Source organism: Microbacterium sp. Y355 (assembly GCF_059445345.1).
On sequence record NZ_JCAIUD010000001.1, the window covers coordinates 3,461,828 to 3,485,801 of the forward strand.

The 23,974-nt window shown below is 60.7% G+C and carries 18 protein-coding genes; 14 read left to right on the forward strand and 4 right to left on the reverse strand.

All coding sequences use genetic code 11. The features are described from left to right. Positions 1-104 precede the first annotated feature (104 nt). The 3 genes from AC1C2O_RS16600 to AC1C2O_RS16610 all read left to right on the forward strand — a co-directional run bounded on the left by AC1C2O_RS16600 (position 105) and on the right by AC1C2O_RS16610 (position 3,518). A complete protein-coding gene (locus tag AC1C2O_RS16600; protein ID WP_495431763.1) occupies positions 105-2,162 on the forward strand; it encodes an acyltransferase family protein in 2,058 nt (685 codons plus the stop codon). Between the two features lie 67 nt (positions 2,163-2,229). Beyond that, a complete protein-coding gene (locus tag AC1C2O_RS16605) occupies positions 2,230-2,541 on the forward strand; it encodes a transposase (protein ID WP_495431546.1) in 312 nt (103 codons plus the stop codon). A 20-nt stretch (positions 2,542-2,561) separates the two neighbouring features. Beyond that, positions 2,562-3,518 carry an IS3 family transposase gene (locus AC1C2O_RS16610; RefSeq protein WP_495431547.1) on the forward strand — a complete coding sequence of 319 codons (957 nt, stop codon included), beginning with the start codon at positions 2,562-2,564 and terminating at the stop codon, positions 3,516-3,518. Between the two features lie 42 nt (positions 3,519-3,560). Here AC1C2O_RS16610 and AC1C2O_RS16615 read toward each other — a convergent pair whose 3' ends face one another. After that, on the reverse strand, positions 3,561-5,993 hold the full coding sequence (locus AC1C2O_RS16615; protein ID WP_495431548.1) for an O-antigen ligase family protein: 2,433 nt from the start codon (positions 5,991-5,993) through the stop codon (positions 3,561-3,563). Positions 5,994-6,122: 129 nt separating this feature from the next. Here AC1C2O_RS16615 and AC1C2O_RS16620 point away from each other — a divergent pair, with 129 nt between their 5' ends. From AC1C2O_RS16620 to AC1C2O_RS16635, 4 genes are all read left to right on the forward strand, one after another. Beyond that, the gene (locus AC1C2O_RS16620) at positions 6,123-7,160 is read left to right on the forward strand and encodes a glycosyltransferase family protein (protein WP_495431549.1); all 1,038 of its coding nucleotides are present in this window, start codon (positions 6,123-6,125) and stop codon (positions 7,158-7,160) included. A gap of 150 nt (positions 7,161-7,310) precedes the next feature. Continuing rightward, a complete protein-coding gene (locus tag AC1C2O_RS16625) occupies positions 7,311-8,813 on the forward strand; it encodes a lipopolysaccharide biosynthesis protein (RefSeq protein ID WP_495431550.1) in 1,503 nt (500 codons plus the stop codon). Positions 8,814-9,924: 1,111 nt separating this feature from the next. After that, positions 9,925-10,746: a polysaccharide pyruvyl transferase family protein gene (locus AC1C2O_RS16630; RefSeq protein WP_495431551.1), complete on the forward strand. Its 822-nt coding sequence runs from the start codon at positions 9,925-9,927 to the stop codon at positions 10,744-10,746. Between the two features lie 61 nt (positions 10,747-10,807). Then, positions 10,808-11,725 carry a hypothetical protein gene (locus tag AC1C2O_RS16635; protein WP_495431552.1) on the forward strand — a complete coding sequence of 306 codons (918 nt, stop codon included), beginning with the start codon at positions 10,808-10,810 and terminating at the stop codon, positions 11,723-11,725. A gap of 94 nt (positions 11,726-11,819) precedes the next feature. Here the strand turns inward: AC1C2O_RS16635 and AC1C2O_RS16640 are convergent, their stop codons facing one another. From AC1C2O_RS16640 to AC1C2O_RS16650, 3 genes are all read right to left on the reverse strand, one after another. Then, the gene (locus tag AC1C2O_RS16640) at positions 11,820-12,620 is read right to left on the reverse strand and encodes a polysaccharide pyruvyl transferase family protein (RefSeq protein WP_495431553.1); all 801 of its coding nucleotides are present in this window, start codon (positions 12,618-12,620) and stop codon (positions 11,820-11,822) included. Between the two features lie 103 nt (positions 12,621-12,723). Then, on the reverse strand, positions 12,724-13,776 hold the full coding sequence (locus AC1C2O_RS16645; protein ID WP_495431554.1) for a glycosyltransferase family 4 protein: 1,053 nt from the start codon (positions 13,774-13,776) through the stop codon (positions 12,724-12,726). Between the two features lies 1 nt (position 13,777). Continuing rightward, a complete protein-coding gene (locus AC1C2O_RS16650) occupies positions 13,778-14,944 on the reverse strand; it encodes a glycosyltransferase family 4 protein (RefSeq protein WP_495431555.1) in 1,167 nt (388 codons plus the stop codon). 90 nt (positions 14,945-15,034) lie between these two features. Here AC1C2O_RS16650 and AC1C2O_RS16655 point away from each other — a divergent pair, with 90 nt between their 5' ends. The 7 genes from AC1C2O_RS16655 (at position 15,035) to rplC (ending at position 23,973) form a co-directional block, all read left to right on the forward strand. Beyond that, positions 15,035-16,381, forward strand: coding sequence for a UDP-glucose dehydrogenase family protein (locus tag AC1C2O_RS16655; protein ID WP_495431556.1), 1,347 nt, complete (start codon positions 15,035-15,037; stop codon positions 16,379-16,381). A 55-nt stretch (positions 16,382-16,436) separates the two neighbouring features. Next, entirely contained in the window at positions 16,437-18,533 is a 2,097-nt protein-coding gene (locus tag AC1C2O_RS16660) for a glycoside hydrolase 5 family protein (protein WP_495431557.1), read from the forward strand. 54 nt (positions 18,534-18,587) lie between these two features. Beyond that, positions 18,588-20,345: a DUF4012 domain-containing protein gene (locus AC1C2O_RS16665; protein WP_495431558.1), complete on the forward strand. Its 1,758-nt coding sequence runs from the start codon at positions 18,588-18,590 to the stop codon at positions 20,343-20,345. 261 nt (positions 20,346-20,606) lie between these two features. After that, positions 20,607-21,971: a sugar transferase gene (locus AC1C2O_RS16670; RefSeq protein ID WP_495431559.1), complete on the forward strand. Its 1,365-nt coding sequence runs from the start codon at positions 20,607-20,609 to the stop codon at positions 21,969-21,971. 109 nt (positions 21,972-22,080) lie between these two features. Continuing rightward, positions 22,081-22,293 carry a hypothetical protein gene (locus AC1C2O_RS16675; protein ID WP_495431560.1) on the forward strand — a complete coding sequence of 71 codons (213 nt, stop codon included), beginning with the start codon at positions 22,081-22,083 and terminating at the stop codon, positions 22,291-22,293. Between the two features lie 703 nt (positions 22,294-22,996). Beyond that, positions 22,997-23,305: a 30S ribosomal protein S10 gene (gene rpsJ / locus AC1C2O_RS16680; RefSeq protein ID WP_030147986.1), complete on the forward strand. Its 309-nt coding sequence runs from the start codon at positions 22,997-22,999 to the stop codon at positions 23,303-23,305. A gap of 8 nt (positions 23,306-23,313) precedes the next feature. Further along, positions 23,314-23,973, forward strand: coding sequence for a 50S ribosomal protein L3 (gene rplC / locus AC1C2O_RS16685; protein WP_495431561.1), 660 nt, complete (start codon positions 23,314-23,316; stop codon positions 23,971-23,973). The last annotated feature ends 1 nt before the right edge of the window (position 23,974 follow it).

The following is a 23,974-nucleotide window of genomic DNA, read 5'->3' on the forward strand; positions in this document are numbered from 1 at the left end:
GTGTTGCGGCCCGCTAATGATCACTGCGGGACCCCGGATTCGGATCTGATACCGAGCTCTTCGTCTGCGCTCAGAAGGAGAAATCGAACTTGGAACATAACTTGGTGCGCGAACCCGCCACAACGATAAGTCGCAAGCGCCTCGACATACAGGGCCTACGCGCTCTGGCCGTGATGCTCGTCGTCATCTATCACTTGTGGCCCAAGAGGCTGACAGGTGGCTTCATCGGTGTAGACGTCTTCTTCGTCATCAGCGGCTACCTCATCACAGCTCACCTCGTGTCCGAAGTCACCCGCAACGGCACAGTATCTCTGTCGCACTTCTGGTCACGGCGGATTCGTCGACTACTGCCAGCGGGGTTCTTGGTGCTTGCCGCCTCGACAGTCTTGGCGGTAACGGTTGCGCCCGAGACTCTGCTTAAGCAGAATCTTCAGGAGATCGGTGCCGCCACGATCTACCTCTTGAACTGGCTGTTGTCGGCCAACGCTGTCGACTATTTGGCTGCAGACAACGCGCCGTCAATTGTCCAGCACTACTGGTCGCTTTCAGTTGAAGAGCAGTTCTATATCGTCTGGCCGATTCTCGTCGTCATCGCAGCCTGGGTCGCTTCACGCTCGCGCAGGCAAAGTCCGAGGCGGCTCATCTTTGTGATGTTCGCGGTCGTTTTTCTTGTTTCGCTAACGCTGTCGATTTGGCTGACCCAGACCTCACCAGAATCGGCTTACTTCGTGACACACACTCGTGCATGGGAGTTTGCAGCGGGTGGTCTGATCGCGTTCTTGCCTGCAGCGCTGATGCGTTGGTTGCCCGACCACGCTGCGACTTTCGCGAGTTGGCTTGCTCTCGCCGCGATCATCGCCCCCGGATTCCTGTACACCGCGAAGACTCCATTTCCCGGGTGGACGGCCTTGATACCAGTGATTGGCACGGCAGCGTTGATTGCGATCGGGGATCGAGACTCGCCCTGGTCTCCTCAATATCTCGCGCGTGCCGGTTTTGTCCAGTTCCTGGGTGACAAGTCGTATTCAATTTATCTATGGCACTGGCCGCTGATTATCGCAGCCGAGGCGCTGCTCGGCAGAGCTCTCGGCGCGAAATGGGGCGTCGCCGTTTTCGTCCTCACGATCGCACTGGCTTTCCTCACCAGCCGTTACGTCGAGGAGCCCTTCCGATCTTCGAAGGGTGTTCTGCGGCACCGCCGCACGAGCTATGCGTTCATGGCAGCAGGGATGGTTCTGATTGTCGGCGCAGTTTCTGTGCTGGGTTGGGTCTTCCGCTCCGATGCCGAAAAGCTCGAAGCATCAATCTCGGATTCGGCCGGATGCTTCGGCTTCTACGCGCTGGAGAATGACTGTGACGATCCATACGCCGTCACTGACACCGTTGACCCCGCGTTCAGCGCACAAGACCAGTATTGGACGGCCGCGCCCCTGTGGGACCACGGATGCTTTACGACGATGTTTGATAGCGCCGAACCCTGCGAGGTCGGAGAAACAGACTCTCCTACCGCAACCATCGCGTTGATCGGAGACTCACACGCGGAGCAATTCGTGCAGACGATCGGTGAAGTAGCGAATCTGAATGGGTGGAGGGTTCTCGTCTATGCGCGATCAAGTTGTAGTGGGTTCGAATCCGAGACGGCCCTGGAGCAGGTGACGTCGCAGAGGAACAAGTTCGAGGGCTGCTTGGCTTGGGGTGCAAAAATGCGAGAAGATGTCCTAGCCCGCGGTGATATTGACCTCGCGTTGCTGACTTCACGTGAGCGGAGCAAGCACGTCACCGTCGCTGAAGGACGCGCGGCGCTCGAGGAATTTGAGATTGCGGGTATCTCGGTTGCAGTCATCTCTGATCCTCAGGGGATGCGCGGTGAAGTAAAGGCACCTGTTTGTGTCGAAGAGCAGATCGCGGCGGGCATAACTTCTGACCCCTGCCCACAGGAGGTTTCGACGACGACGACTTTTATGACTCAGGCAGCTATGGAGAGTGGCGTTCCTCTCATCGACATAGCCTCCGAGCTCTCCAAAGGAGAAACGGTGCATACCGTGATCGGTGGCACGGTTGTCTACTTCGACTCTAACCACCTAGCGGTTACATTTGCTCGTACCCTCGTGCCGTGGTTTGACGAACAAATTCGTTCGCTCAACGTACTACCTGAACGATAACCTTTGCGTTCAAGGTTGAACCGTCCCGGGTTTCGTGCCGTCTTCTTTCTGGTGAAAGGATTCGACTATGCCCAAGAAGTTCCCTCCCGAGGTTAGGGACCGCGCAGTCCGGATGACGCTCGAGCGGCTTGATGAATACGACTCGGTGTCGGCCGCGGCGAAAGCTCTCGCGCCCATGCTCAACGTCGGCGTCGAGTCCTTGCGCAGGTGGGTCCTGGATGCCCAGATCGATGCCGGTGTGAAGGCTGGCCCATCGAGCCCCGAGCTGGACGAGATCAGACAGCTCAAGCGGGAGAATCGTGATCTCCAAGAGGCGAATGAGATCCTGAGGAAGGCCTCGATTTTCTTCGCGAGGGAGCTCGACCCTCGCCGTCACTGATCTGCGCCTTCATCGATGAGATGAGGGCGGATGGCCACGGAGTCGAGCAGATCTGCCAGGGCCTGCGTGCGCAGGGCCTGGCAGTCTCTCTACGGTCGTATCGGGCCTGGCGCACACGCCCGGCCTCAGATCGCACCATCGATGATGCCCAGGTGCTCACGGTCCTGCACCGACTCCGCGAACGCGACGGCAAGGGCCGGCAACGCCCGGAGGTCCTCTACGGGCGGCGGAAGATGACGGCCTGGCTGGACCGGAACGGGTTCCCCGGCATCAGCATGCACACGGTCGACCGCCTGATGCGCTCCGAGGGCATGAACGGCCTGATCCGAGGTCGCAAACTCCGAGCCCGCGTAGCCGAGCGCGATGCACGCCGCGCTGCGGATCATTTGAAGCGGGACTTCTCCTCTCCGCACCCCAATCATGCGTGGGTGACGGACTTCACCTACGTGCCGACCTGGTCGGGATTCGTCTACGTCGCATTCGCGATCGATCTGCATTCACGGGCAATCGTGGGCTGGGACCTGTCCACAGTCAAAGACACCGCGTTCGTGGAGCAGTGTCTGAAAATGGCGCCCTGGCTGCGCGATCACACAGGCCGGCCCGTTCCCGCCGGGATGATTCACCACTCCGATGCCGGGTCGCAGTACACGTCTATTCGCTTCACCGAGACTGTCGCTCTCGAAGGCCTCGTTGCGTCAATCGGATCCGTCGGCGACGCCTACGACAACGCCGCGGCGGAAACGGTGATGGGCCTCTACAAGAACGAAGCAGTCGCGAAGGGATCGCCCTTCCGCGCCGGAGCGTTGAGGACGATTACCGACGTCGAGGAACTCACCCTCGACTGGGTGCACTGGTATAGCAACGAGCGCCTCCACAGCGCGCTCGGGAATGTCCTGCCCGAGGAATACGAGCAGACCTACTACGCTCAAACAATCGGCCTCTCAACCGAGAACGCCGCTGACAAAACAGCGGCATGATTCCCGGGACGGTTCACGGTTCAGGTTCCCAGCTGGGCGCAATTAAGGCATGAGGGGTGGACTGACGTCCGTGGGCTCCGGGGTTGGCGTAAGCAATGCGGGTGCTGACGGCTCAGGGGCAGGGGCAGGTGTCGCCGGAGGTTCGGGCTCCGGTGTCGCTGAGGGCTCCGGCTCCGGCGCGATCTCCGGTTCCGGTTCTGTCGGCTTTGAAGACTCTGGTTCGGGCGCAGGACCAGGTTGCGGCTTTGGGTCCGGGACAGGAGCTGGCTTGGGAGCCTCCACGATTGCACCCGCGAGTGCAACTCGGGCGTGGAAGATAGCGAGCGCACCATCGTGGAGTTCCTGTACTGACGTCATTGAATCGAAGGTACGGGCCTCCTCCACCGATGCTACGAAGGCATTGGCGGCTGAAGCCTCGACGTTGGCAAGATCGAGGAGAGTTGCGGAATCGATCATTGCCGTGACTACTTGCAACAATGAGTCCTTGGTGTCCTTGAAGGCAGATTCGATATTGTCCAGATTTTCGACAACAGTTTGATTCGCCGAGATGACCTGTCGCATTCGTTGCTCATAGTCAGTGAGTGATTTCGCTTCTTCACGTATGTCAAGCCCAGCGGCCGGAGGTGCGTAGCTTGCGATGTCGGCCAGCTGCTCAGGCGTGCTGATGTCGGTCGACGACGCATGCGAGGCAGCTTGATAAGCAGCAATCGCTTCACCGAATCTCGTCAGAGTTTCCGGAAGCGCCACAAACTCATTCGGCACTAGCGCTGCGACCCCGTTGAAGAGGGCGATTTGCCCTTCTGCCCTTTGTCGTTCGTCTTCAAGAGCCTTCCAACCGTTTTCGTGCTCCTGGAGCTGGTTGACGATAGAGGCATCGGTATCGGACAGAGTAGTTGTAGCGCCGGCACGCTCCGCATGGCCGCCGTAAGCGATAAACGCGAAGAAAACGACGACAGAGACCAGCCCTACAATCTTCAGGATTTTGTCCTGTTTGTGGTCCTGCGGTGCTTCTCGTGTCCGACGGCGCAGCTTGCGGGTGCTCGGGGTGCGCGTGGAGCTGGACGAGTCTGCCTGACCGGGAATGCTGCCGCGGATCTCGCTGGGAATCCAGGTAGCGATGGAGGCGACGGTAGCGGACAGGGGCCGTATCGTTGCGGGCTGTCGTTGGGATGACCACTCGTTGTACGGCACAGCCAGAGACGCAATCAAGAACCATGCGGCGGGCGCGGAGAGATCAGGTTTCGCGACCACCATCGCAATCAATTGGGCCAAGAGCGCCCACGCCAGCGGCTGAGCCAATTTGCTTCGCATTCCGACCGTGACGAATCCGCTGGCGGCTCGTACGAGCAGGAGCGTGCCAATGATGCCGACACATGAAAGGAGCATGAAGAACAGACTCGAAGGGCGGTCGCTTCCTAGCCCCACGCCCAGCCCGAACGACTCGAGAAAGACCTTGAACGAGTTCTCGTTGCTGGCGTTTCGGTTCGAGAATGAGTCGGTGGTGAGCTTGTTGAGTGCGATCTCGAGCGTGTACCGGTAGACGAGATCCCAGAAGATGATGATGGTGAGGGCGACGAGGGCACACGCAGCCGCAAAGATCAGTCGGATCCTCTTCGAAGCGCGACGAATGACGACCGTGGCGGCCACAATAACGCCCAACACCGCAACGATTCCGAGAGAGACAAGCGCGGTCCCTGTGTAAGAGATCAAGTAGACGTAGAGCCCCACAGCGATCAAGGCGCCATAGAGGATGCGCGTACGCCAAGTCGCATAAATGAAGGCGCTGGCGAGGTACGCGAGGCTCATGCTGATGAACATGCCGAGCAGCGAGGGCTCGGCGAAGGGGCCGCGTTCCCGAGCGGACGCGATGATCCAGTGGTATGTGTAACTCGGATTCGAGTCGAACCAGCTTTGTGGCCAAAAATCGATAAAGAAATGTTTGAACAAAGTGAGTGCGAAGCCGACGACGATCGCAACTTCAAGCACGCGTTTTGAGCGCGGCGGTTCGACAATGAAGTACAAGACGAGACCGATGCCAGTGAGTAGATACGCCAACTGCGCCAAGTTCGATGTTGTGTACGTCAACGCAGTGAAGTTGTCGATCTGGCTGTCTAGGCCGCCTCGAGGTGCGATTACCTCTGTGCCGCTGAAGAGCGCAGGACCGATCGCAGTTATAAGCGTGCCGTACGCGCCGAAAAGGATGAGAGCCGCGGTCGCACCTCGCAGATGAACCCGTTGGATGTGTGCGAATCGCGCTCGACCGCGCTGAAAATAGATGTATATGAGCCGACAGACAGCAACGACCGCGATCACCCAGAACGGACTCACTCCGCTGTCTCCGACGACTATCATCGCTGTGTGCGAGAACGGTATCGCCGCACTCAGCACCCACACGAGGCCGCGAGGTTGGACGACCAAACAGACGACGATCGCCAATGCGAACGCGAGGCCTATTGGCGTAATCTCTATCGGCATCTAGATTTCTTCCCCCCACATGTGACCGTTCTACGATACCTGGCTTCACAGCTAAACCCCTGTGCCTCCGGGTAACGTCGACAACGCGCGTTATCGATCGACACAAACGCGCGCTCGCGGAGGAATGTCATGACCAGGCGATCGTTGACGGTCCTACAGGCGTTGAGCGACCCGGATGGGGGACAGCAAGTCTCGAACCCTTACACGAGCCTGCTCGTCCGCGGTATCCGCGAGGACTCTCGCGTACGGATTGCCTTCTTCCGGTGGAAGGGGGCGCTGACCGACAATTTCGACGTCCTGCACGTCCACTGGCCCGAAGTGTTCGTGAACCACCCGAAGAAGAGCGTCCGCATCTTGAAGAGCGTGGCGCTGCTTGTCTTCCTCATGCGGATTCGTCTTCAGAAGAAAGCGATCGTTCGTACCGTCCACAACCTGGCTCCTCACGAAGCGGTAGGAACGATCGAAGGTTTTGCTCTGCGTCAGCTTGACCGAGTGACTGATCGATGGATCGTTCTCAACGAGGCCACACCAACTCCCAACGCCGCCGCGACCGTCCTCGTACGGCATGGCCACTATCGAGACTGGTATCAAGTACCTGCCGATAACTCATCGATACAAGGGCGTATCCTCTCGTTCGGGCAAATCCGCGCCTATAAGGGGATGGACGAACTCGTACGCGCGTTCCGTTCTATTGGGGGAGATGATGTGTCGCTGACGATCGCCGGAAAGCCGGACACGGCGGAGACGATTTCCGTTCTCGAGGGCCTGAAGGATGGCGATCAGCGCATCACGCTCGACCTCCGGTTCGTCCCGGATGACGTGCTGGCCACACAGATTGCGGAGACCTCGCTCGTCGTGCTGCCCTATAAAGAGGTGCACAACTCGGGGGTCGCGCTGCTTTCGCTCTCGTTGAACAGACCAATCCTGGTGCGAGACTCACCGTCGACACGGCTGCTCGAGGAAGAGTTCGGTGCGCAGTGGGTGATTTTGTTCGAGGGTGTGCTTACGGCACAGATCATTCGGGACGCGATGCGTGATGCCGAAGAGTCCATACGCGAGGCGCGAGTGGATATGCGATCTCGTGAATGGAATCTTCTCGCGCAGACGACAGTGGACACATACCTGGACGCCTACGAGCAAATCCGGGGACGCGGATTCTCTTCCTGACTATGACGGGCGCTCCTTCGGCAAGTTTTGCCTGGTCGACTAAGATTCAGGGTGCGAGAAGTCACCACACCGGAATTTGGCCGGTGCTGAGGTATCGCGAGAAGGGGAGTTCTTCGTTGCTTTTGTGGGGCAGAAAGTGTGGCAGCCAAGGTGAGTGACGACGACGAACTGCGGAACAAAGTAACGCGCTCGATAGGCTGGGTCGTCGCTGAACGATGGGGGTCACGGCTCCTGACTCTCGCCGTGTTCGCAGTCCTCACGAAGCTGATCGCACCGGAAGCATTCGGTCTGATCTCACTCGCTACGGCAGTTACTGCGGTGCTCCAGGTCTTCGTCGATTCGGGTTTTACCAAGGCATTGATCCAGATCAAAGATCTGAGACCAAAGGATGCCTCGACAGCATTTTGGACCTCGATGGGTATCGCGGTCGTGCTTTACGTCGCGCTGTTCTTCACCGCGCCGCTAATCGCGGGGCTGATGGGTTTCCCGGACCTCACTCTCGTCCTACGGGTGCTGGGCATCGCGCTGCCGATTACTGCTCTGTCACAGGCGCCGGCTGCCTTGCTCGAACGTAGCTTTCAGTTCAAGATCTTGTCTGTTCGGCAGTTGATTGCAGCAGTGATCGGAGCCCTCGTAGCGGTACCAGTTGCACTGCTTGGCGGAGGAGTATGGGCCCTCGTCATTCAGACTGTCACGATCTCAATCGTTGGTGTCATTGTGCTTTGGGCAACCACACCATGGCGACCCAAATTCGAGTACTCCTTTGCGTCACTCAAGCGGCTGTGGCCGATGGGCATCAGTATCATGTCCACCGAGTTACTTGATGCGATACAGGGCAACATTGACAAGCTCGTAATTGGCATCTTCTTCTCTGCGGAGGTGCTCGGCTACTACTATCTCGCCCAACGGCTCGGCATGATCATGATCGAGCTAGTGACCTCCGTGATTGCGCGCGTGTCGCTGTCGACCTTTTCTCGCGTGCAGGACGACCTGCCGCGATTGAATCGCATCTTCCGCAAGATGACATTTGTCGCTGGCGCGGTCGGTATCCTCTGCTTCGCACTTGTCGCAGTCTTTGCCGCCCAAATCATTCCCGTCGTGTTCGATGCAAAATTCCTGCCCGCGACCTGGATGATCTGGGTCCTCGCCCCCGCCTGGGCATTGAACGCCGTTATGTACTTCGACCGGACGGTTCTGCTGGCCACGGGCAACCCCAAGCAAGCATTTTGGCTCGCGCTTCTTCAAAATGTCGTCGGAATTGTACTCGTATTTGCGTTGCTTCCGTTGGGGATCATCGGAGTGCTAATTTCCCGCTGGTCGAGAGTTTTCGTTTGGCCTGTGCGGCTGTGGGTGCTTCGGCGCCGCATCGATCTGGCAGTTGGCCGTTATCTGCTCCAGGTTCTGAGGTGCTTGGCAGCGGCCGTGCCGATCGTCGTGATAGGCGGCTTGCTTCAGCTGACGCCATGGGCGCAGAGTTCGTGGGCGTTGCTCTCCTTCGCAGTGCCCGTGGGTGTGGCGTGTACGGCGATCTACGGCGTCATCCTCTGGGCGATTGCAGGGACGGAGAACCGCGAAATGATCAAGCCATACGCTCGAGCGGTCGTGCAGAGCATATCGAAGCGAGTTCGCAGACGAGGTCGCGGTTCGAAATGATGTGACCCGGGATCTGGGATCTGCTGCCCGACGTGCGACAGATCGTTCATCGCTGCGCGACTAATCGGCAAACCCTGCCTCGCGGGTTGCATGCGTCGTATCAACGAATATGTGGTCCTGGCCCATCGATTACAGATACTCGGCACGCCGGAGCCGCGCAAATCCACGAGCACCGACCCAAGTATTGGCCATTGGCGACGCCACGGTGTTGCGCGAACACCAATTCTCTCGCGTCTGAACCGACCCAGGTTCTCTGCCGCTCCTACGCAGGATGCGGCTCTCGGCTGAGGGCCGCACCGTAAGTCATCTCGTATTCGCTGGGGCTGACCAGGCTGAGGCTACCGTCGGTCCTTCGGTGGTACGTGCCAGTCGACCCTCTAGAGGTGCTTGATCTGAACGGGCTTAACACGTGTCTGTCGATTGCGGTCACCAGAAGATTCCTGACATGCAACCGGAACGAACGCGTTCGCGGTCGACAGAAGGATACTCGCACCGACCGCACCGCTGGCTCACGAAGCGCGGGATCAAGCTTCTTGGCATTGGCATCAAGCCATCCTCGCAACTCGGAGGGAAGCGGCATCAAACTGTGGTGGTCCGCCAGCGACGTCGAGGCGCTCGTAACGAGCTTTGCCGACGCCGTTCCAAAACCGGGCGCATTCACCCGACAAAGGTTGTCCCATCGAGAAGCATCGCGACTAGGGTTACGCATGACTAATGCGGTCCCGCTAGGTCGCTTTCGGATCCTCGCAGAACGCGGCGGTTGGGATTCAGTACACATCACGATCTGTATCGACCACGAGCGCGGTTCATGGGTATGCGGAAGATCAAGAGTCGTACGCTCGACACCCCGACCGAACTGTCACCTAGGATCACGGCGGCCGAAACGACCTGGACGCGGTCGAGCACATTCCGTCGATGTCTGATGGTAGGCCGAACCGCGCCCTGCGCAGGTGAATCGCTCACCCATATAGCGTCTCCCGTGTCTGACCGGGTAGCGGATGGTGTGTTAGGTCAAGGTTCCGATATAGCCGGAACTCTGCGATGCCGGCAGGAGCCGGTTACACTTGAGCGCGCTGCAGGGACGTCCGGCGGCCGCGACAGGGAGTGTGCAGTGCCGATTCGGGCGTTCTATTGGGATCCTGTTACCGACGCGCCGCGTGGTCGACTGCGTCGTCGCGCGTTTCGCATCGGAAACGCAGGTGATCTACTTAACCGTGATTTGATCGCGCATTATTATGGCGCCGATGCTCAGAACATTTCCGACCAAGGAAACAGACTTTTACTTGTCGGGTCGGTAATCCACCGGATGTTGCCGGGTGACCTCGTGGCCGGCGTCGGGACGAAGGGAGTCCCCCTTCCCTCGCCAAAGTTAGTGGGAGACGCAGAGATCCGCGGAGTGCGAGGCCCGATCACTTTTGATGCATTGAAACAGGCAGGGTTCGACGTCGCTAGCATCAGGTTTCAAGGCGACCCGGGGTTGCTGGTCAAGGAGCTCTATCCAATAGAGAGCGGGCTTGCGGCGGAACCGAACCGTATCGTGTTCATCCCGCATTACCGAGACCGGAAGGAATACAAGCGAACTCGCGGAGTTTCGCTCATTGACATTGACTGCGAGCCACGCGAGCTCGCGGCCTCGATCGCGCGGGCGGAGCTCGTGTTGACCTCATCGTTGCATGGGCTGATCTTCGCTCACGCGATTGGTCGTCCGGTCATGCTGATCGCGCCGATCCAGTCTGAGCCGGTTATCAAATACCAGGATTACATTGCGTCGGTGAACTTGCCGTGGATCGCGCCCGTCGAACTGCAGGTTGCACTACGGGCCACCAAGCCCTCGTCGCCTGCTGCGGCACGATTCGACGCCTCACAAATTGTGCTACCGAGTACAGAAGAACTGCGTGCGCGGCGGATATTAGTCGGAGATTCCCTCATATAGTCCGCGCCATTCTCGAGGTCGGTCTGACGAGCGGGGATTAGACAAGTTCAGGAGAAACACGATGGTGATCAGGACGCTTCAAGGCCGGACGAGCGAACGAACTCGCTCGGTGGTGCGCGAGGTTCAGAAGTTGGCGCCATTCACATTCAATTTGAGTATGCGACGCCACACAGACGAGATCGTCGTGGCAGTGCGCACGAGTGAAGTAGCGCTCGGGCCGGTCTCTGCATTGATTGTGGTGCTTGACGATGAAGGCCGAAACGAACTTCCGGGATCACGGATAGATCTGACCGCGATCGGGGCCGAACACGGGATAAAGCCCGTAGCCGATCCTAAACTCTTTGCATATCGCGGCTCGGTGTGGGCGTGCTTCAATACTGGCTTCGTCCGGACGGGAAACGATGTGTACGTGATGCCCGTGCATCCAGAAGTCGGCTCACCGATCCGATGTGAGGTTTCGCCACGACAGCGCACCGAGAAGAACTGGGGCTTCTTTGAAGGTCCAGACGGTGACTTGCGCGCCATCTACTCTTTGGACCCCCTTACACTGCTGTCCTTCGGGGTAGTCGATTCGACTGATATTGAAACGATTCGCGGAACCGTGATCTCGTCGCAGCGAAACACATCGTGCAAGGGAATGACAATCGGAACTCAGCCCGTAGTTGTGCGAGATCTGCTACTACTCATCGCCCATCAACGGGTGGGGATCACAAGCTGGCGCGGGTACCTTGGGCGGCCTGTGGGGATTCGTATCGGCGACAGCGGAACCTTAAAGCCGGCGGTCGGGAAGACGCGGCTTTTGCACGATTGGCGAACTGTTCTCGGTACTAGACCGCGCCGCAATAAACATCTCTGGTTCGCAACCTATTTCTCTGGCATAGACCTGTTTGACGCGGGGCAGATCGGTGTCAGCTACGGCATCAATGATCAGCGAGTAGGAATGGCGGAGTTCTCGTTCGAGGAATTGGACCCAACGTAAAATCTGCGACGCGGGGTAGGAGGCTCGGGTTGTTGCAACCTCGTCGGTCGCGGTCGGGTGATCTGCCTGATCAAACAGCGACGGGCGCTGAAGGCTATTCACCGAAAAGCTTCGCGGGGAACGCCGCGAGTAGCTTCGCTGCGTCGAACGTCATCTCGTCGGTCTCGCCCGCACGTAGCGCGGCATCGACACTGTCTGCAGGCACGACATCTCGTCGGCCCGTCCCGAGGTAATAGTCCTCATATTTGAACGGATGCTCTGCATTCGACGCGATCAGGCGCGAGGGCGTTCCCAGCGCGTCGGCAAAGACCATGGCATGCAGGGAAGAACCGGTGACGAAATCACTATCTGCGATGATCCGAGCGATCGTCAGCGGGTCTTGCAAAGGCGAGACGAAGTCCGGGTGGCGCTTGTAGTCGCCAACCTCGTTGAGGTTGGGGATGACTGCGAGTTTTCGACGCTTCGTGCGATCGTGCAACGCCGCGTAGCGAGAGTCGACGTGGGGGAGCAGGAGCCCTGGGTCACCGAACACGGCGGGCACGTCGAAGCCGAGAGATTCCAGCCGCTCTTTCGTGCGAGGACCCCGGACCGCGTGGATGGAGATGTCGCCGGGAGAGATGTCGAGAGGTTTCGAGATCTTCCCGTTGATGCCGGTTCCCCAGACATGATCACCGGCGGCCGCGAAGTGGAGCACGGAGCCCACGGAGAACAACCGCCCAGTCGAGTCTGAAGACTCAGGGGCGACCAATCCTCGCTCGTCGATGATCGAGCGGATGATCATCGGCCCGATCTCGTCGCCGAAGTTCTTGAGCGCTCGCTTCGGACTGAACCGTCGAATCAGCGGGAGGTTGATCACGGGCCGAACGGGCGTCCAATGAAAAAGGTCAACGGCCACAAGATGCTCCAGTTTGCTCGAGCGGGGAAATGATCAGGTCGCGGAATCTCTTCGACAACGCCCGTGCCACGCTACCAGCGTGGTTCAGAACGCCCACACGAGGTCACGTCGCCGTCGTGCCGATTTGCGCCAAGCGAGCGGCCACGACGTCCGCTGACGCAGCGATCGTGAGCTTCGCCGCGTTGGCGCGCAGGTGCTCGGAATAGGCGACGCGCAGGGCCTCGTCGGTCTGAAGGTGTTGGAGTGCCTGCCTCCAGCGGTCGGTGTCGTCAGTGGGAAGAACGAACAGCGCTTGATAAGTCGGATCGGTGATCAGGAAGGGCGCGACTCCGAAGCTGTCGGCCAGCACGACGGGCACTCCGCTCATCGCGGCCTCCAGTGCGCTACGGCCGAAGGCTTCGCGATGCGAAGTGCCCACGTAGGCGAGGGCATCTGTCCAAAGGTCGCTCGCTGCGATCCACCCCACGACCTCCACGTTGGCTGGCGCGGCCTCACGGAGTGCCTCTTCGAGAGGCCCGGAGCCGTGCATCACCCCATGCAAGTTCGAATCGCGAAGTGAGTCGAGGAACAGGAAGGGGTTCTTGTCTTTGTTGAATCGTGCAGCCCAGACGGCTCTGTCGCGCTCGCCGCGGCCATCCCAACTCTGCGGCACTGGCTTGACGCCCGCGGGCACCAGTTCGATTCCAGGGAGCTCTGCATATTCACGCAGGATCGCGGTCGTCGACCAGACCTCATCGGCGCGGCGAAGCGCAGACTTCTCGAGTGTCTTCCATGCCAGTCGCTTCAAGCTCTGAGTCTCACCAGGTTCGGGCCAGGGCTGCCCACGCAGGAATGCGACCCAGGGCTGATGCATGCCTGCGACCGCCATGTCGGTCTGTGGGATCAGGCTGACGATGACATCACTCTCGGCGACCAGCGGATGCGCGGCGAGGCGTGCCCGCAGGTCGCGAACGCCGCCGAGCCCTGAAGGTTCGAAAGTGAACTCGTCGATCCACGAGGGGTCGTCAGCTGGGCGTGTGCCAGCGGCCTTGGCAGACACCCCGAAAAGCAGATTCCACTCTTCGCCGCGCTCGCGGCCCTGAGCAACGAGTTCGCGGCCCGAGCGGTAAACGCCGCTGCGTGCAGTCAGCGGTGCTGCGATGAAGCACACGCGCATCTCAGCGTCCTTCCGTCGCGGTGTTGAAAACTGTCGCATGCGCGTGAGCGACCGACTCATCGGTAGGTAGATTCTTCGTCTCCAGCGCGGCTTCGCCCAGCCGGGTGCGCAGATCTGCATCATTCGTGAGTCGCTCTAGAGCGGCAGCAAGAGCATCTTCATCTCGCGGAGTGACGAGGATTCCGTTGGCGCCATCATTGACCCATTCGAGCGGACCGCCTTCGCGTGCCGCGACCACTGCCTTTCCTCGAGCGAGGTACTGAAGCACGTTCTGGCCGAGCGGCTCAGGACGCACCGAATACTGAACGCAGATGTCCACGCTGTCGATGGCGGCCTGGACGTCGCCGACGAAACCGGCGAATGTGACTGCGGCATCGGGCACTTGCGCTGCGATGTCCTTGAGTTCGACCGCGTAGTCTTCCTTCCCGAATGATGCATCGCCGAAGAAGATCAGCTCCGCAGACCTGCCCAGACCTGCCTTCTGGAAGGCGCGAAGCACCTCGGCCTGCCCTTTCCATGAGTCAAGACGAGCGACCATGCCGATCCTGACGGGACGATCTGTAGGCCGGGACTCCAGGTGATCCGCCCGTGCGATCCCGATCGAGCTCGCAATGACGTCAACCTGTTGCCCTGAGCGAAGCAGGTCGGAGACCGTCGCTGCGGTCGCTGCGGAGTTTGCGATGTAGCGGGTGGCTCGTGGTGCGACGACGTATTTGAACGCCTTGTATCCGATGGCGCCGATGGAATCCGGTTCGATCAGGTCACGGAGGTGGACCACGAACGGAGTCTTGCTGCCGAAAAGCGCAAGGGCCGCGTACACGGCAGATCTGGTTGAGTTCGCGTGCACGACATCCACGTTCTTGAAGATCCGCGAACGACGGATGCTCCATGCCTGTCGGAACAGCTCCGATGCAACGCGAATGGCCCCACCGAGTCCAGCCTGCGAAGCCCCTGGCGGTTGTGCGCGTCCGACGGCGACGACTGAAAAACGCTCGCCGCCGTTCGCGAAGACGCCGTGCGCGATCCCGGAGGGGATCACCAGCGTGGCGTCCCAGCCACGGTCGTCTACGTCGAGAAGTCGGCGCAACGCAAGCTCCGCACCACCGTGCTCGGTGGTGTGATCGACATGTGCGACGCGTGGCGTCTTGGACGGGAGCGGTGGAGTCACTCTTTCAGGATAGTCGCGGCGCTCGTATGACGGTTTCGTCAGCTTTGCATCGGTACAGTTGATCGTCAGTACAGAAAGCGGAGGCGCAAGATGCGACTTTCAGTTGTTGGGTGCGGTTACCTGGGTGCAGTGCACGCAGCAGCGATGGCGTCGATCGGGCACGAAGTTGTCGGAATCGATGTCGACGAACGGAAGGTCGCACAATTGGCGAGCGGTGTCGCACCGTTCTTCGAGCCAGATCTGCAGGACTTACTGGTCGATGGACTGAAGACTGGTCGGCTCACATTCTCGACCGACATCGCTGCCGCGGCCGACGCTACCGTCCACTTCATCGGTGTCGGCACTCCTCAGCAGAAGGGCGGCAACGCCGCCGATATGACCTACGTGGATGCCGCCGTTGACTCACTGCTCACCGTGCTGAAGCCCGGTGATCTTATCGCCGGCAAGTCCACGGTTCCAGTGGGCACCGCCGCGCGCCTAGCTGACAAGATCGACGGCAGCGGGGCGACGCTCGTCTGGAACCCTGAGTTCCTGCGCGAAGGTTGGGCTGTCAAAGACACGATTGAGCCAGACCGGCTTGTTGTAGGAGTGCCCGTCTCCGACGGTGCGGACGGTTCTGTGCAGGGCACGCCGTCCACAGAGGGAGAGCGTGCCGCCGACATTCTGCGCGAAGTCTATGCGCCGGCCGTTGCTACGGGCACCCCATTCATCGTGACCGACTACGCCACCGCCGAGCTTGTTAAGGTTGCAGCAAATGCGTTCCTGGCGACCAAGATCTCGTTCATCAATGCGATGGCCGAGATTTCTGAGGTCGTCGGCGCAGACGTCACCCAGCTTGCGGATGCAATCGGCTACGACGCGCGGATCGGACGGCGCTTCCTCGGGGCCGGCATCGGGTTCGGCGGGGGATGCCTTCCGAAGGACATTCGTGCATTCGCCGCTCGCGCTGAGGAACTCGGCAAGGGTGAAGCGGTCGGCTTCCTTCGCGAGGTAGACGCGATCAACCTGCGTCGTCGTGATCGTGCCGTTGAACTGGTCGTCGCTGCTGCTGGCGGCTCAGTCTTCGAGAAGAAGATCGCTGTGCTCGGCGCAGCCTTCAAGCCTCACTCGGATGACATCCGTGACTCGCCCGCGCTGGACGTCGCCGTACGGCTGCATGGGCTGGGAGCGAACGTTGTCGTGACTGATCCTGCTGCGATCGAGAATGCTCGTCGCGTGCACCCACAACTCGAGTACTCGGCCGATCTGGACGAAGCGCTTCGAGGCGCAGAGACCGTGGTCGTCGTCACAGAGTGGGACGAATATCGCCGCCAGCTCACGCCCGAGCACGCAGCAGCTCTCGTCAACGCGAAGGTCGTCGTCGACGGACGGAACTGCTTGGATGCAGCGGCTTGGCGCGCGGCCGGATGGACCTACTTCGGCATGGGTCGGCCGTAACAGTCACCACTGACCATTTCTCAAGAGAAGTAACACAGGGGGGCCTGCGAACACCATGGCACTGCGGTTCACGAAGAAAACAGTCATCATTCTCGTCAGCGCTGCTGTCGTGCTGGTCGGCGGTGGAGTTGCGACGGCAGCCATCGTTATGAATCAGGCTCCTGAGGCTCCGGTCGCAGAACCGGTCGAGGTGATTCCGCGCGAGGGCGTGCACGCCGATTTCCCGGAGCGCCCGGTGGAGCTCCCGCGCACCGCGGCGGCGCGGGTAACGGCGGATGCATGGTACTTGGCACCCCGTACACAGGTCTCGGCAGTGCTTCCCGAGGTCGGCACTGCTGCCGAAGGCAACGTGTCATTGCGAATTGACGCGCCTGTGGAAGACCCGGGTGTGATTGCCGCGAGCGCGCCAGTCGCACTTGCGCCAGACACTGAATACACGTTGACGGCGTCTGTCAGGCTGCTCGATGAATACCGTGCAGCCTCTGGCGTGCAGCTTGCTGTGGGCGGCACTCGTTTCGATCTCCCTGAGCTGAACGCCGAATGGGAGCAGGTCGAGTTCACGGTCACGACACCCAGTGACCAGGCTGAGGCCGCATTCGAGGTCATCATCTCTACGGCCGTCCGTGGCTTTGGCATCGACAACGTGGTCATTTCAGCTGCTGGCGGCGAGAACCTCGTCCCCAACAGCTCCTTCGAACAGGTGCAGACGCCCCAGGGCATCGTCAATGACTCACTGATTTTCTCGACTGACACGGCCGCGTTGGCCGTCTCGGTGGCAGAAGGTGACGCGACCTGGTCCGCGACTTCATCCTCGGGTGGCGACCCGATAGTCGGCTCAGCAACCGTCGGGGCCGGGCTCTCCGCTGTGCCGCTGGATGGTCTGCCGCAGGGGCATTACGCGTTCTCGCTCAGGGATGCCTCCGGCTTCGAGATGTCCACGAACATCGCGGTTCTCGATACCGAAGAGTTCTACGTTCCGCAGGACGAGCGCTTCGGTGTCGCTACCCATGTCGAACGTGTCGGCTTCGACGGTGCGGGTGCGATGGCAGCGAGCCTGGGCTTCAGCGAAGCACGCAACGACGTAACATGGTCGTGGAACGAGAAGGCGCGCGGACAGTACGTTTGGAGTCAGAAGTACATTGATGGCTTCGGCGAACTACATGCTAATGGTGTGAAATTGCTTGCGCTGGTCGCGTACGGCAACAAGCTCTACGGTAGTGAGCGGACCCCTTCGACTCCGGAGGCCGTCGAAGCCTACGGCGCGTATGCGCGTGAGATCGCCCGGACTTTTGACGTGGTCGGCCTCGAAGTCTTCAACGAGTTCAACCATCGCAAGAGCGATGCGTCCTGTGGCCAGTCGGCCACTTGCTACCTGCCGTTGCTGGAGTCGGTGCACCGACAGGTCGATGCAGAGTTCCCGGATCTCCCGATCGTCGCGGGTTCCACCGCCTACTACGACCGCGATTGGTTCATCAGCCTGTGGCAGAACGGTGGACTCGCTTACACCGATGCGGTCAGCTACCACCCCTATGAGGCTTGGCGCGACCGTGCGCCCGACAGCCTCGGCCCGATCATCGAACAATCCCACACCGACATGCAAGAGCAGGGTGGGGCGGACAAGCCAGTGTGGATCACCGAATTCGGCTACCCCACGCACAACCCCGGTGGCGTCGGCATCATGGAACAGGGGCCATGGCTCATCCGGACTGAGGTGACTTCAATCGCCGCGGGTGCCGAGAAGTTCTTCTGGTATGACCTCGTCAATGACAAGAACGAGCCGGCCGCGGGCGAGGCAAACTTCGGTCTGTTCGAACACAATCCTCGATCGAATGTGCTCGCTCGCTCGCCCAAGCCTGCGGCATTCGCCCAGGCACTAGTGATCTCGCAGATCAGTGGACTTGCTTATACCGCTGATGAGTCCGACGAGGCTTCGACAGTTAAGGTTTTCGGCGACGGGGATGAAGAAACTCGCGTCGCGTGGGCTCCTGGGGGTGGCGCTGAACGCGTCGTGACCAGTGATGTGCCTTTGAGCGTCGTGTCGATGAGTGGCGCGACGCAGGTCATCGAGCCGGTCGACGGCCAGGTCACGGTGCCGCTGAGCGATCAACCCGTGTTTATCAAGAAGCTGGGTGAGCCCGCCGAATTGGAGTGACATAGCCGGGACCGCGTCAGGTGAGGCTCAGGATGCCATCGATACAATTCATCCATGCCCCACCAATCCCGAAAAGATGCTCGCAAAGCTGCGGCTCTTCAGAGCGACGCGTCCGACGTTTCTCGTCATGAATCTCGAGGCAAGCGAGGCCGCACGGCATGGCTGATCATCGCCATCGTGCTCATCGCGCTACTGCTTGCCGCATGCTGGGTGGGGTTCCGTGCTCTGACCGTCAAGAACGAGCTCGAAGACAGTCAGCAACTCATCAGCGATCTGCAAGATGGCGCTGACGTCTCGGCGACGATCGAGGCGCTCAGCGGACACGCCGAATCCGCGGCATCCGCAGCTTCTGACCCGGTCTGGGCCGTGCTCGAATGGGTTCCGTTCGCCGGCGACAACCTGCGCGCCGTGCGCCTGGCCGCACAGTCACTCGACGTGCTCGTGAACGACGTTGCTAAGCCGGTTCTCGGTTCTGCTGACGGACAGCTCATCCCCGAGTTACTTTCGGTGGCTCAGGCTCAGGGTGAGCGGGTCGGCCAACTGGCAGACGAGACGGCCGCTGTTCAGAAGTCACCCGCACTCATCGGCCTGGTCAAGGATGGCGTCAGCCAGGTCGCTGAGGTGACCGCGGCCGCGGCTCCTGCGATGGAACTGTTGCCCACGCTCCTCGGTGCCGAGGGACCTCGCAACTACCTGCTCGTCTTCCAGAACAACGCCGAGTCGCTTGCTCTCGGTGGCAGCGCAGCATCCCAGACGATCGTGCACGTCGACAACGGTCAGATCTCGATGGGCGCACAAGGCAACAGCGGCGGCTATAAGAACGGCACTGCCGTCGACGTCGAGGTTCCGCAGAGCGCGACCGACCTGTACACGAGCTACCTGGTTGACCACATCAACACCAGCATGAGTCGCCCTGACTTCCCGACGGCAGCGCAGATCATGCGCGCCTGGTGGCAGCGCGACATCGCACCCGACCAGATTGACGGTGTCATCTCCATCGACCCGCTCGCGCTGTCGCGCATCCTCGTGGCGACCGGCCCGATCGAACTGCCGACCGGAGACACACTCAGCTCTGACAATGCAGTGTCGTTGCTGCTGAGTGAGGTCTACGAGCGGTGGGACAGCTACAAGTACCCCGATCTCGTAGACGGTTTCTTCGCGGCGGCGGCCGGCGCCGTCTTCGACAAGGTTGCAACGGGCAGCTTCAACATCAAAGACATGGTGTGGGCGATCAACGAGAGCGCCTCAAAGGGAAGCATCCTCGTCTGGAGCGATGACGAAGCCATCACCGAAGCAATCGCGGGCTCGCGGGTCAGTGGCATCCTGCCGACAGACAACGTCGACAGCACCACGATTGGCGTGTTCTTCAACAACAGCAACGGCTCGAAAATCGATTACCACACCGAGACAGCTGTGTCGGCGAGTGCAGTCTGTGAAGCAGACAACGGCACCTTCACCGTGGATGCATCGATCTCGCTGCCGATCTCTCAGCAGCAGGCAGACGACTTGCCCCGCTACGTGCAGAGCATGACCTACGGCACGACTTTCCGCGACTGGATCTTCGTCTACGGCCCTCCAGGAACCACGCTGGCGGACGCCACCGTAAACGGCGAGGAAGCCTCAGTGATGGCCCGCGACATCGACGATCTCGGCCGCCCGGTGGTGGCGTTCGAAGCGTGGTTCAACCCCGGTCAGCAGGTGAGCGTGAACGCGACGTTCACCGGCCAGGGCGAGTTCGGCCCGCTCGCGGTGCAGACGAACCCGATGATCAACGGCGCGACGCCCAAGGTCACCGACGGCTGCGCCAGCTGAATCGGGCAGACGTGCCCATCTGTGGGTAGGTTCCGAGTGGGTTAGAATAACTCCGGTTCTGTGTCGACGCTGGTGAACAAATCCCAGCGCGATCAGAGGCGATCGGACGAGGGGGTGATCTGCATAGTTGTAGATACTGTGCAGACGCACACTGCGGGGGCTGAACAGGTGGAAAGCACGGCAGGGATGCCGGCCGTTCGCCCGCGGCGCGGGGCATGGCCTCGACGCTACGCGAGCCGACTCTTCTACAGTGACCTCCTGGTGCTGATCATCACCCTGGTCGGGGGATGGCTGCTGGTAAGCCCTGGCATCTACTCGGCGGTCTCGTGGTCGGGTGGGCCGCGGCTCTCCTACGGGGCGGCGCTGGTGATCATCGGCGTACTCTGGCTGCTCGGCCTCGACGCGACCGACAGCCGCGACCGACACATGGTCGGCCAGGGCATCATGGAATACCGCCGCATTGCGGATGCCTCTATTGCCGTCTTCGCGATCACCGTCGCTCTCGCATTCTTCCTCGGGATGAATCTCTCCCGTTTGCTCGTCGCGGTGATCTTCCCGGTCGGGCTGCTGATGCTCATCCTCTCGCGCTGGCTCTGGCGCCAGTGGCTGCGGCGCAGGCAGAAGAAGGGGTTCTACCTTCATCGTGCAGTGCTCATCGGTGAGCCCTCGAAGGTCAAGCACGTCGCCAAGCAGATCAGGCGCACCTCGGGCAGCGGCTACACGATCGTCGGCGTCATTACCAACGGGGTGCCCTCAGAAGGCATCCCTGATTTGGACGTCCTCGGCGACTTCGCTCACGCAGAGCGCGCCCTTGACGACGCGAACATCGATGCACTCATCATCGTCGGTTCGGACGACCTCGACCCAGAAACCATGCGCCGCCTCGGCTACGCGGTCTCAGATCGTGACATCCAACTGATCATGGCACCTGCGCTCACCGACATTGCCGGGCCGCGTTTGCACGCCACCCCGGTTGCGGGTCTCCCGCTCGTGCACGTCGACTTCCCGCGCATGGAAGGCGCCAAGCGCTTCCTCAAGCGCGCATTCGACCTCGTCGGCTCGTCTCTGTTGTTGCTCATGCTGTCACCGGCGTTCCTCGCCACGGCGATCGCGATCCGCATCGACGGACCAGGCAAGATCTTCTACCACCAAGAGCGCGTCGGCCGCGGTGGTCGCCCGTTCGGCATGCGCAAGTTCCGCTCGATGGTGGCCAACGCCGACGACCAGCTCGCCAGCCTGCTTGACCTGCAGGGCAACAGTGACACGCCGCTGTTCAAGGTGACCGACGATCCTCGCATCACCAAGGTCGGCCGATTCCTGCGTAAGCACTCCATTGACGAGCTGCCGCAGCTCATCAACGTGCTCCGTGGCGAGATGAGTCTGGTCGGTCCGCGCCCGCAGCGCGACTCCGAAGTGGCGCTCTACGACGACATCGCCTACCGGCGCCTGCTCGTGAAGCCCGGCATGAGTGGCCTCTGGCAGGTGAGCGGTCGCTCCACCCTGTCGTGGGAAGAGACGATTCGCCTCGACCTCTACTACGTCGAGAACTGGTCGCTTACTCAAGACATCATCATTCTGTTCCGCACCGTGCGCGCGGTTGTCGCGCCGGGTGCGTCTGCGCACTGACGCGTCCGCTGAAATCTCTGTCGCGGCTCTTCCCCTCCGGCGACGCGAGAGGCAGAATAAGGGTGCCGGCAGAGGCTGTCGGCGTTACGACCATCTGAGGGGGACCCGCATGGGTATCGATGACATCGTCAACAAGGGCAAGAGCGTGTTCGAGCAGAACAAGGACAAGATCGAAGAGGTCGTCAAGAGCGAGCAGGCCGAGGACGTGAGCGACAAGGTCCTCGACGGCGTCGCCGACTTCGCCAAGAAGATCGCCCCCGGCGCAGCTGACAAGATCGACGAGATTCGCGACGGCGCCGACAAGGCCGTCGGCAACGAGTAAAAGCTTTCCACAAGAAGAGGCGATGCACTTCGGTGCGTCGCCTCTTCCATGTAATATGGCCTGAGCCGCCTGGGGATCTTGCGGCCGGGTTCGTCGAAGGGGTTCGGCGAACTGCACTGCACGGCTGGGGCCGTGCTTAATACTGGGGAACGATTTTGGGGATCATCGTGCGAAGTGTGCCGTCTCGGCACCCGTGCTCTGCCGCGCCTGCGCGGCAACTGATCCGCCATGCCTTCGACGAGGATTCGGGCGTCCCTTCACGCTCGCATCCTCGTGTTCGGTGTGCCCCCTCGCACTGAACACACTCCCCAAGGTGGGGCGAGGCATGGGGATGTCTCGCTCCACCGTCCACCCCTTGCGGCGACAGGAATCGCCGCGCGACACGCCCGGGTTTGCGTAAGTCAAATATGGCTGGCAGAATAGACAGGTTCCACATTCTGCTGGTGCACTATTTGTGCCCAACGGATCACCATCATGGCAGTGCATAGGCGGCGTCATCTCCTTGGAGATTAGGCGCAGGGTTCTAGGCCGCGGGTGGCAGAACTGCAACCACCTCCTCACGGAGGCTCTGCCGTGCGTCGAAAGACGCGCGGGCTGACAGAAGAACAGTGGTGCCGAGGCGCGAACAGCGTCGTCGTGCGTCCAATGCCCCTGGATCACCCGGTCCAGGCCGGTAAGACGCCTTATAGAGAGTGAACAGACAATGGCGGGACAGAAAATCCGCATTCGCCTGAAGTCGTATGACCATGAGGTCATCGACTCGTCGGCGCGCAAGATCGTCGACACCGTGACCCGTGCGGGCGCGACAGTCGTCGGCCCCGTGCCGCTTCCGACCGAGAAGAACGTCGTGTGCGTTATCCGGTCGCCCCACAAGTACAAGGACAGCCGCGAGCACTTCGAGATGCGCACCCACAAGCGTCTGATCGACATCGTTGACCCGACGCCCAAGGCTGTCGACTCGCTGATGCGGCTCGACCTTCCGGCCGATGTCAACATCGAGATCAAGCTCTGAGGCTCGGCATGGTTGACATCAACTCAAAGATTTCCAAGGGACTGCTGGGCACCAAGCTCGGTATGACCCAGGTGTGGAACGCGGACGGCAAGCTCGTCCCCGTCACCGTCATCGAGCTGGCACCCAACGTGGTCACTCAGATCCGTACCCCCGAGAAGGACGGCTACAACGCCGTTCAGATCGCGGCTGGTCAGATCGACCCGCGCAAGGTAAACCAGCCCCTTACGGCTCACTTCGAGGCTGCCGGCGTCACGCCGCGCCGCCACGTCACCGAGATCCGCACTGCGGATGCTGCTGACTACTCGCTTGGTCAGGAGCTCACCGTTGACGGTGTGTTCGAAGCAGGCCAGCTGGTCGACGTTGTCGGCACCAGCAAGGGCAAGGGCTTCGCCGGTGTCATGAAGCGTCACAACTTCAAGGGTGCCCCGGCATCCCATGGTGCACACCGCAACCACCGCAAGCCCGGCTCCATCGGCGCATCGTCGACTCCGAGCCGCGTTTTCAAGGGCATGCGCATGGCCGGCCGTATGGGTGGCGAGCGCGTGACCGTCCTCAACCTGACGGTGCACGCCATCGACGCCGAGAAGGGACTCATGCTCGTCAAGGGCGCCGTCCCCGGTGCTCGTGGCCGCCTCGTCTACGTCCGCAACGCAGTGAAGGGTGCCTGAA